Origin of the sequence: Sulfurimonas sp. (assembly GCF_027056685.1) — a bacterium.
Taxonomy (GTDB): Bacteria; Campylobacterota; Campylobacteria; order Campylobacterales; family Sulfurimonadaceae; genus Sulfurimonas.
Window position 1 is genome coordinate 1 of record NZ_JALUKE010000156.1, and the last position, 8,851, is coordinate 8,851.

Annotated in this window: 10 protein-coding genes and 1 pseudogene; 2 read left to right on the plus strand and 9 right to left on the minus strand. The window is 34.7% G+C overall.

Annotated features, from left to right (window positions below):
* Together MVY38_RS06750 and MVY38_RS06755 are read left to right on the plus strand one after the other, a co-directional pair.
* Positions 1–1,418: efflux RND transporter permease subunit (locus MVY38_RS06750; protein WP_297484598.1), on the plus strand; the 1,418-nt coding region annotated here is incomplete at its 5' end.
* Positions 1,419–1,459: 41 nt separating this feature from the next.
* A complete protein-coding gene (locus MVY38_RS06755) occupies positions 1,460–2,179 on the plus strand; it encodes a DUF4395 domain-containing protein (RefSeq protein WP_297484600.1) in 720 nt (239 codons plus the stop codon).
* Positions 2,180–2,185: 6 nt separating this feature from the next.
* Here MVY38_RS06755 and MVY38_RS06760 read toward each other — a convergent pair whose 3' ends face one another.
* The 9 genes and pseudogenes from MVY38_RS06760 to MVY38_RS06800 form a co-directional block, all read right to left on the minus strand.
* Positions 2,186–2,530 (minus strand): DUF805 domain-containing protein, encoded by a 345-nt coding sequence (locus tag MVY38_RS06760; RefSeq protein WP_297484603.1) that lies wholly within the window; start codon positions 2,528–2,530, stop codon positions 2,186–2,188.
* A gap of 77 nt (positions 2,531–2,607) precedes the next feature.
* On the minus strand, positions 2,608–3,099 hold the full coding sequence (locus MVY38_RS06765) for a hypothetical protein (protein WP_297484605.1): 492 nt from the start codon (positions 3,097–3,099) through the stop codon (positions 2,608–2,610).
* A 9-nt stretch (positions 3,100–3,108) separates the two neighbouring features.
* Positions 3,109–3,411 carry a hypothetical protein gene (locus tag MVY38_RS06770; protein ID WP_297484606.1) on the minus strand — a complete coding sequence of 101 codons (303 nt, stop codon included), beginning with the start codon at positions 3,409–3,411 and terminating at the stop codon, positions 3,109–3,111.
* Complete coding sequence (gene luxS / locus MVY38_RS06775) at positions 3,411–3,926, minus strand: S-ribosylhomocysteine lyase (protein WP_297484608.1); 516 nt, start codon at positions 3,924–3,926, stop codon at positions 3,411–3,413. The genes MVY38_RS06770 and luxS overlap by 1 nt, the downstream gene beginning before the upstream one ends.
* Before the next feature lie 84 nt (positions 3,927–4,010).
* A complete protein-coding gene (locus MVY38_RS06780) occupies positions 4,011–5,168 on the minus strand; it encodes a diguanylate cyclase (RefSeq protein WP_297484610.1) in 1,158 nt (385 codons plus the stop codon).
* Positions 5,149–5,574 (minus strand): hypothetical protein, encoded by a 426-nt coding sequence (locus MVY38_RS06785; protein ID WP_297484612.1) that lies wholly within the window; start codon positions 5,572–5,574, stop codon positions 5,149–5,151. Before MVY38_RS06785 ends, MVY38_RS06780 begins: the two co-directional genes overlap by 20 nt.
* Positions 5,571–7,394, minus strand: a complete 1,824-nt coding sequence (locus MVY38_RS06790; protein ID WP_297484614.1) for a TonB-dependent receptor plug domain-containing protein — start codon at positions 7,392–7,394, stop codon at positions 5,571–5,573. The genes MVY38_RS06785 and MVY38_RS06790 overlap by 4 nt, the downstream gene beginning before the upstream one ends.
* Positions 7,395–7,634: 240 nt before the next feature.
* Positions 7,635–8,591, minus strand: a complete 957-nt coding sequence (locus MVY38_RS06795) for a thiamine pyrophosphate-dependent enzyme (RefSeq protein ID WP_297484615.1) — start codon at positions 8,589–8,591, stop codon at positions 7,635–7,637.
* A 9-nt stretch (positions 8,592–8,600) separates the two neighbouring features.
* Positions 8,601–8,851 (minus strand): annotated as a pseudogene (locus MVY38_RS06800) (2-ketoisovalerate ferredoxin oxidoreductase); the annotation flags it as partial.

Here is an 8,851-nt window from a genome sequence, read left to right on the forward strand (position 1 = left end):
TCAAAGCACAGATTATGTTTAGTTCAAATGAGAGCGTAGATAGTGCAGAGAAAAAGATAAAACCTGTTTTAAAATGGCTAGATAGCCAAAAATGGGTAAAAAGAAGTTCGGTTGCATTTGGTACAGAGCCGGGTGTACTTAGTCTTGGAAGTGGAAATTTACCATCAGAAGCGACTATTACCATAGATGCTGTAAACCGTTTTAAAAGAAAGAAGACTATCTGGCAACTAGAAGGTATGATACGAGACAAACTCTCTCACTTAGAAGGTCTTAAACGCAATGATGTCTTTGACTTTGGAGCAACTGCACTCTCAAGCATTAAAGCAACAGTAGATACCCGTCTTAGTTCACCATATGTAGATGGTTTAGCTGACAAATCACATGCCGTTGAGCGTGCAATGCAAAAAGTTCATGGTCTAACATCAGTCTCTACAAGTTGGGACAAAGATTTTACAGAGATTGAGCTTGACATTGATGAGAATAAAGCACTTAGCTATGGTATTACTCCTTATCAAATTGCAATGCAGATACCTCTTAAAGGGCAGATTATTGGCTTAAACGCAAACTTAGAATCTATGAATACACAGTTTGTAAGACTCTACTTAAAAGGAAAATTCTCTAAAAATATAGAGACTTTAAGACTTTTACCAATTAGTACACCATCTGGTGAAATTCCACTCTCAGCCATTGCAAAACTCAAACGACATTTGACATTTGCAAAAATTGAGAGAGACAAAATGCTCTACTCTATAGATGTAAATGGTTACCGTGCAAAAAGACCTGTAACACACTTGACTGATGACACCTTAGCAGCACTTAAAAATGCAAAAATTGATGATGTACAGCTTACTCAAACAGGTGATATTGCTCAAATTAATGATAGCTTTAAGAGAATGCTAAAAGCCATCGGACTTGGTGTTGTTATTTTAATTATGGCACTCATTGCCATTTATAAATCTGTGCGTTTAGCATTTATTATGATAGTAGTTTTACCACTTTCACTTATTGGTGCAGCTTGGGGAATGCTCCTCTTTGGAAAACCAAGCTGTATGCCGAGTCTGTTAGGAATTTTACTCCTTTTTGGTATTATTATCAAAAATGCGGTACTGCTTATTGACTTCTACCAAGGGTATAGAGAAAAAGGTGAATCTCCATTTGAAAGCGCACAAGAGGCTGTTCGTGTTAGATTCCGTCCTGTTATGATGACTGCGTTTGGTACTATTGCGGGAATGATTCCTATTGCACTTGAACAAGCAGTAGGACTTGAGCGTTTAAGTCCTCTTGCTGATGTTGCCATTGGTGGGCTTTTAGTTGGTACACTTCTTACTCTTGTTTATGTACCTATGTATGCATATATCTTTGATGCAGGTAACAAAAAAACAAATCCTATTGAAGAGATAGAAGAGGCATTTGAATAAGCTCCTAATTTGGAGCTTTAAAAGAAAAAAGGGGAAAATGAATGAATGATTTTTTTGCGTATGGCGAGAAAGTACCAGGATATGATGTAAGAGTGCTTAATGAAAGAGAAGCAAGAGCAGCAGCAGCAATTTTATTTGTTGGTGCTTTTTTAGGACTAGCAAACGGTGTAATGCTTGGAACTGCTGTCTTTTCTGAGTACTTTGTTACTTTTTTTGCCATAGATTTTACCATTAGAATCATACAACCACGCTACTCTCCGAGTCTGCTTTTAGGTCGTTTTTTCGTACAAAACCAAACACCAGAGTATGTAGGAGCCACACAAAAACGCTTCGCATGGGCAATAGGTATGGTTATAGCATGGCCTATGTTTTACTATCTTGTAATTGATTTTCAACCAAATCCAATTAAAGTACTTGTTTGTCTCATCTGTATGGCACTCCTCTTTTTTGAAGCTGCCTTTTCAGTATGTTTAGGATGTAAAATCTTTAATCTTATAAAAAAAGAGAAAGCAACACACTGCCCTGGTGGTGTATGCGAAATGCGAATAAAAGAGCCTATTCAAAAATTTTCACCTATTCAAGCAGGTATTGTTATACTTACAACACTTATTATGTTTTATGGTATCTACGCTTACTTTACAAAACTTCCAGATAGAACAGCTCTCACTAAAAAAATTAAGGTTCTTATGATGAGTGATGCCCAGCTCAAACGCATCGAAGATGCAAAAGCTGATGCAGAGTTTGATAAGGAAGATTTTTAATATCTTTTAGTTTAAAGGTACAGAACCGAATCTATTTTCACCCTCTGTCCCTTTCATAACTAAAAACACCAACAAGACAATCGCTCCAATAACTGGTATAAATATCAACAATTGCCACCAACCACTTTTATCTATATCATGCAGTCTTCTTGTTACTATTGCAATATTAGGCAGTATAGAGACAAGTGCAAATAGAGCCATAAACAGCCCACCTGTCTGTAGTAAATCATCTAAAACTGCAAACATAATATAAAAAATCACATAAAAGAGATAGAACATCCAATACTGCTTTCTACTCGCTCTACCTTGAAAATTTGCAAACTGCCTGTAAGCATCTAAAAAATAATCCATTCCGTTTCCTTCTATTAATGTGAGATATAATATCTATTAAAAACTTCAATAAATATTAGGAGATAAATAAAATTATTTTATAACCCATTACCCCACATATGCATCTTCTTCGCCATCACTAAATCATACCCTTTGAGTAGATCTATGGCATTTGGTGCTCGAAATTCATAACGCTCTAAGAGCTCTTTTGTAGCTTCAACATCCATAGAATCACTTTTTTGCATTACGATTATATCAGCGTTATTTGCTAGCGTTGTGTACGCGATTTTTAAAAGTAGTTCAAAATTTTTATGCAACTGCTGTATATCTTTGAAGATAACAATATCATTATCTCTTGGCAGTGCTCGAAAAGGTTGTGCCTTATTTTGAATAGATTGCAGTTTCGCTGCGTTTAGTTTTGGTGGCAACTCCGATGGGGTATCTTCATACAAAGCAATATGCAACTCCCCTCCCACTTTTTCTAACAATGCCTCTAATGCAAAAGCTACTTCATCTATTTTATCTGTAACAAGCAGATAATGATTTCCTGGTAAAGGATTAAAAAGTTCTAAAAACTGTTTTAAATCCATTTCTAAATCCTAATATGCCAAATCGTGCAACTCACGAAATAAAAATGCCTCTACTATCTCATCTATTGTCTTTTGTGTATGTGCAACAAGCACTATCATAGACATATTTATAAAATCCATCACAGGCTCGCCATCACTACAGACAACAACAGCCTCTGGCCACGCGTCAAAAGCATCATAGGCATCTGCATGCAGAACTTCTACAAGTTCACCCTCTTCTATGCGTAGTTCTGCCCATGTTTTTGCTTCTAAAACTGGTGTTATCTTTGCTTCTTGGACATCAGTAGAGTCCATTGGTACTACGACTAACATTAGCCGTTTATCTCTTTGAGTTTTTTCTTAGAGAGTTTAAGTTTTTCATTGTCCATCACACCAATCTTATGGCTTAAAATATCACGCGCAATTTTTTTCGCATTTTTAAGTGAGTGCATTGTATAACTACCGCATTGGTAAACATTTAGTTCAGGAATATCTTTTTTACTTTTTACTTTTAAAACATCTTGCATAGATTTTTTCCACGCTTTAGCAACTCTCTTTTCTGAAGGTGTTCCAAGCAGAGACATATAAAAACCTGTACGACACCCCATTGGTGAAATGTCGATTATCTCCACATCTTTAGAGTTAAGATGCTCACGCATAAAACCTGCAAAAAGATGCTCAAGCGTATGAATACCTTTTCCATCCATTTTGTCTTCATTTGGTTTGTAAAAACGCAAATCAAAAACGGTAATATCATCTCCTGATGGTGTTTTCATTCCCTTAGCACGGCGAACTGCAGGAGCAGGCATAATGGTGTGGTCAACTGTAAATGAGTCTAATAGTGGCATAATATATTCCTTAATTTTATTTCTATTGTATTGCAAGTATTTTAGCGAATTTTAATTTAATAAGATTGAAGTAGAGAAGTTAACTTACTTTGAGAGTCTTACACAATCTCTTCCAGATATTTTTGCTTCATAAAGCGCTTCATCCGCCTTTTTAAGTATCTCTAGAAATGGTTTTTCTTTACTTCCATAAGGATTTACACCGATGGAAACGGTTACATGACAACTAATCTCATTAAAAACAATTGGTGTACTTTGAATATGTTCTCTTATACGCTCTGCAAATTCTAATGCCTTTTGAGGAGTAAACTCTCTAGTATAGATCAAAAACTCTTCTCCTCCATAGCGAATTAAAGAGTCCTCTGCCCGCATAAAACGCTGCATACGCCTAGCGACTTCTTGCAATACAAAATCACCCGTGTCATGTCCATAAGCATCATTAACCCTTTTAAAAAAATCTATGTCAAGCATCAAAAGTTGATAGCGGCGAGAAAGTTTTTTCAAAACTATATCATAAAGATATTTTCTGTTATATACCTGTGTAAGCGGGTCAATATAGCCCTCATAAGCTTTTTTTCTAAAATAGAGTGTCAAAACATACAAAATAACAAACCACAATGCACTCAGCAATAAAATCCACAAAAAGAAGTTACTAAAATCACCAAGATTACTTTGAATATTGGTATCTAAACTACGAGAAATATCTGCACCTATTATTGCTACCGTTTGATTATTCTCGATTATGGGATAAGCTATAGTTATCCATAAATCTTTACTATTTTGATGATGAAATACTTGGGATTTTTTATATCTGTAGCAATCATTCCAAAAACTTCCAAGTGGGTCAAAAGGCTCCATAAAATTTGAACGTGTTTTTGAATTTTGATCACTATCTAGTAAGAAATAGAAATTATTCTCTTCACCTTTAGCAATAACAAAAAGATTTTGAATAGTAGATATACGAATTAAACGCAGCATATCTTCAAATGATTCGCGTGTTTTTTTACTCTTTTTTATAGCTTGTAAAAAATGTTTATTTGTATCTTTTTCATATATTTTATTGAGTTCAGAAAAGGTCTCAAAATGAAACAAAATTACTTTTTCATTCAACTTTTTTGTCGTCTCTTCAAGCGTATGTTTGTACCCCGTATAAGAGACAAACGAGAAAGAGATGACAATCAAACTCAATATAACAAATTGAAAAAGTTTTTTATTTATAATTCCACTATTTATTTGATGAGACAAATTTAGACAACTCCCCTCTGACTTGAAGATTAAAATGCGCTAAACGCTTTAAAGAAAAGCGAATTGTTGGACGACCCTTTTGCCAAAAGAAAACACCTACTGCATCTTCATCATGCATATAACCACGATAATTAAAAACTATTTCTGGTTTATCACATGTTTTTTTTTCATCTTCTGCCAGTAAAGCAAAGTCAGCCCTCTTACAATTATTAGTCACTCTTACCTTAGTATTTATGAGACGCTCTACTATTTTTTTCATTTTAGGGCTTTTTGTATAAATGAGTACCTTATTTTTACTGCTCATACTTGTTAGCATTTTTTCAAGAATCAACGATTCCCATTTTATATCAGAAGCTAGTAAATTATTAAATAAGAACATAATTAAAAGGAGAATAACTGTTTTCAAAAGCTATACTCCATTCCAACACTCAATGTTCTGTCAATTGGAGAAATATAGAGTGATTTTTGCTCAGGAGATAAACCATTCATTGTTATATAGCTGTATCTACTTGTTGCTGCACTATTGAAGATATTGACGCCCTTAAGAGAAAATATCAAGGACTGTGTCGCTCTATATCTTACACCTGCATTATACACATAGCCATTTATTTCAGAACTATAAATTTTACGATAATCTATCTCATTGTAAATATCAAACTTTTTATAAGTATTGAGCAATCGTGCAAAACCACCCATTACACTCTCGTGTGTAATACTAACAGGGTTATGATACCTATTATAAAAAAGCATAGATTTCAAAGAGTTAAATGGATCAAAATCATAATCATATTTTACACTTGCACTGTAATTATCATAATATCTTGGAATATTCTCTTTTTTTATCAATATCTTTGAGTTCTGATTTTGTAAATATTCTAAACAAAATCCCAATGTTGCTGCGTTAATATGTCTTGCATACTCTGCGGAGACATCTACTAAACGCAGCAGCTCAATCTCATTCGTTTTTGCAAAGGCTAAGGCATACTGCTCAGTTGGTATTTCCATACTTGATGCAAAGGCCTTAAAAGTACTCTTTTTTGAAGTTGCAATATAGCCTAAACGCGTTTGAAAAGTATGAAAATTACGCTCTGCTCTGTTTGACTTACTATAATACTGGTTTCTCTTTAACGAAGCTGTTATAATTTGATTTTCTGCTATTGCAAAATCATCTTGCATATATAGACCAACGATAGAGTTATCTACAAAAGTCGGTTCTGTATCTAATACGCCATTATTATATGTATTTACATCATGCAGAGATTTTTTAATATAATTTGCTCCAAGCAAAAAGGTATTACTTTTATAAACTGTTTTCTTCTCAAGTTTTGCACTATACACATCATCTACGCTATCAGTTACAAGGCTATCTTGTGTAACAAGTATCACATCTAAAGGATTAGTTGTCCAGAGTGTACCATCCATATTAAAATTGAGATGTTCGTTCATTCGTATAAAAGAGAGAGAAAGTTTTAATGAATCATCATCTAAAAAACTCATGGTTGAGCTCACTCTTTTAAGCTTATAACTCATATCACCATCTTTTGGTTTAGCAAACATACTTAGAGAGAGAAAAGGATCCGCTTTATGGTCAATATATTCAGCACCTACTTTTATATTTTTATAATCAAGTGTCATCAAAGCATGTTTTTGTTTATAATCCCTTGAAATGTCATAATTTTCATTTGTATAGTGTGTTCTTCTAATATCGCTACGACTAGCATAAAGATAATACTTAAAATCCTTTGAAGCAGCGGCATAAGAGACATTTTCATGGTTCATTCCTCTTGAACCACCATACGCCTGAAGATGTCCACCAGCCTCTCTCGCCGGATCTTTTGAATAAAGCTTAATAGTAACAATAGCAGGCTCAGAATTTACAGCAGTAGATGTACTGCCCTCATATATCTCTACATGATCCACAAATCCAAGGTCAATATTTCCATAAATAAAAAGACCACTCCCTGCATAAGCTGATGTAATTTCATGATTATTTATAAAAATTTTTACTGTATCACTTGAGTAAGGAGAGGGGTCTGTATGTAGAACATCGGGCATACCAAGCATATTTTCATCATAACGAAATGAACGCAGGGAGTTGAGTAATTCACCTAAGTTATGCGCTTGCATTCTTTCTAAATCATCGCGAGTATATACCGTCAAATGTCCGAGCGATTCATTTTTTGTTTTTTGTGAAAGGTCACTATCTTTACGATATAAATCAAGCATTTGATCAATGTCGTAAGCCTGCAATAGTGTAGAAAAAACAATAATTAATAGAAAAAATAATCTCATCACACATTATACTAATTTCGTATATATATGAAGCTTAAAATTGATTTATTATTAGTAAAGAAAAAGAGAAAGAAATTTTAGATTTGGTATAAGTTGTGCCTAACTCAAACTAAGGCTAGACTATAGCCTGCCGTGTCTGAGTTATTTGCAAATTGTGCCGAAGCTAGAAGTTCACTAAACGCGAGCTTCTTCTCTACGATTTAAGTATGCCCAGTTTGCATCTACACGATCTTGCCACTCTTTAATCAAATATTTATATTGATCTTTAAAGAGATGTTTAAAACGCCCTTGTGCAGCCAAATATTCTTCAACAGGAACTACATTTTTAGGACGGTAAGTAATGTTTAACTCATGTCCATCAATGATTTCATATAGTGGGAACACTAATGAATCTGTAGCTAAATCTGTTAAGTGCATTGTATCTTTAGGGTCAAATTTCCACTCAGTTGTACACGGAGAAACAGCATTAATAAATACAGCACCCTCAGTCGCAAAACCTTTTTGGATTTTTTTCACCATATCTTTCCATTTATTTGGAGCAACTTGTGCAGCATACGGAATATTGTGAGCAGCCATAATACCCATCATATCTTTTTTATTTTTTGTCTCACCATACGAGATTTTCCCTGCTGGTGTAGTTGTCGCACTTGCACCAATTGGTGTAGAAGATGAACGCTGTCCACCAGTATTCGCATAAACTTCATTATCTAGTACAACATACATCATGTCGTGATTTCTTTCCATACAGCCAGAAATCCACTGAAAACCGATGTCATAAGACGCACCATCACCACCAAAGGCAACAAATTTAGGAGTACGACCAGGTTGTTTCAAACGCCCTTTTGTTTTAAGTGCTTTGTACATTGCCTCAGCACCTGCAACTGCAGTAGAACCATTTTCAAAACCAATGTGAATCCAAGAAGCATCCCAAGATGTATATGGATAAACAGCTGTACAAACTTCAAGACATCCAGTAGAAGCTGCAAGAACTAAATCATCATTCGTTGCGTTTAGAACTTCACGAACAATGATAGAGTGAGCACAACCAGGACAAAGAAGGTTTGCACCCTCAAATCTATCCGCTGATGTTGAAAACTCTTTTAAGTTTTTAATTTTTTTCATTTCACTCATACTAATTTCCTATAAATAAGCTAGTTTCGGTCCACGAACACCGATAAACTGTTGTTGTTGTGTAAGTACTTTCCCTGCATCAGCATTCGCTTGAAGTTCAGTATATAAATCAACTAAATGTTTCTTTGTTAAGTCACGTCCACCAAGACCATAAATGTATCCAGAAAGAAGCATTTTAGAGTCTGTGTTAAAGAGTGAACCAGCTATCTCATTAAAGAGTGCTCCCGGTGTTCCACCTGGTGCAGAACGGTCAAGTGCAG

What these genes read in the sequence shown, in the direction of transcription:
- MVY38_RS06755 (WP_297484600.1), top strand. Translation starts at nt 1,460, where the DNA reads ATGAATGATTTTTTTGCGTATGGCGAGAAAGTACCAGGATATGATGTA.
- MVY38_RS06760 (WP_297484603.1), bottom strand. Translation starts at nt 2,530, where the DNA reads ATGGATTATTTTTTAGATGCTTACAGGCAGTTTGCAAATTTTCAAGGT.
- MVY38_RS06765 (WP_297484605.1), bottom strand. Translation starts at nt 3,099, where the DNA reads ATGGATTTAAAACAGTTTTTAGAACTTTTTAATCCTTTACCAGGAAAT.
- MVY38_RS06770 (WP_297484606.1), bottom strand. Translation starts at nt 3,411, where the DNA reads ATGTTAGTCGTAGTACCAATGGACTCTACTGATGTCCAAGAAGCAAAG.
- luxS (WP_297484608.1), bottom strand. Translation starts at nt 3,926, where the DNA reads ATGCCACTATTAGACTCATTTACAGTTGACCACACCATTATGCCTGCT.
- MVY38_RS06790 (WP_297484614.1), bottom strand. Translation starts at nt 7,394, where the DNA reads ATGCTTGATTTATATCGTAAAGATAGTGACCTTTCACAAAAAACAAAA.
- MVY38_RS06795 (WP_297484615.1), bottom strand. Translation starts at nt 8,591, where the DNA reads ATGAGTGAAATGAAAAAAATTAAAAACTTAAAAGAGTTTTCAACATCA.